The following is a 771-nucleotide window of genomic DNA, read 5'->3' on the forward strand; positions in this document are numbered from 1 at the left end:
CCAAAGACAAGTTAAAGTCTTCGTGGTTTTGCTCTTGAATATCGAGCGTGCTCAGCTTTGCACCCACGTCGGTTCGAGCTTTGTTCAAATGGATGAACGCGGCTTGAAATTCCTCTGTCATTTGGTGCAACTTCGCAGTCGCTGATGTATCGGAGACGGATTTATCCGACCAAGACATCGCTTCCTTAAAGGTATCGAAAATACTGAAGGAGTCACGCTTTTCGATGCCGATGCTGTCTCCAGGGGTAATTTGCCCTTTCACATGCACTTTAAGTCCTTTGTACTCGATGCCTTTTTCTGGCGAAAATTCGTCAGCGTCCACCACTTTGCCGTTTCGCTCCAATTGGTAGCCAAACTTGCCGTTATTCATATCGACAAACGTCACGCGATAAGAAGCGGTGTCCTTCGCATCCACATTGGTTGCTTTGCTTAGCAGTAAGTCAGAACCGCGATGTAAATCGTAACTAGGCTGGTAATCACCAAACGGGTTTGGGATTTCCATGAACAGTTTGCTACCAGGATCGTTCATCGGCATATCCAGCATGCTGGACACTTTCATTTTGCGTTGGTAATCATCACCAGCGTATTGCACGCTGCCATCTTTATCGCGATAAAATGGCTGGCTTTTCGGCTTTGTCCCCGCAAACACGTAGTTGCCCGATTCATCTTGTGCATTCACTAAGTTAAGGAAGTTATTTGCAATTTCTTCCAACTCACGCTTTTTCGCTTGTCGGTCTTCGGCAGAAAACGCACCGTTGATCATTTCCATGG

At 46.6% G+C, this 771-nt stretch carries 1 protein-coding gene; it reads right to left on the reverse strand.

The window, feature by feature from the left end:
- The coding region (gene flgL / locus R7O13_RS26265) for a flagellar hook-associated protein FlgL (protein WP_318305129.1) at positions 1-771 on the reverse strand (771 nt) is incomplete at both ends.

The sequence above is a fragment of the Vibrio sp. Y176 genome, assembly GCF_033438945.1.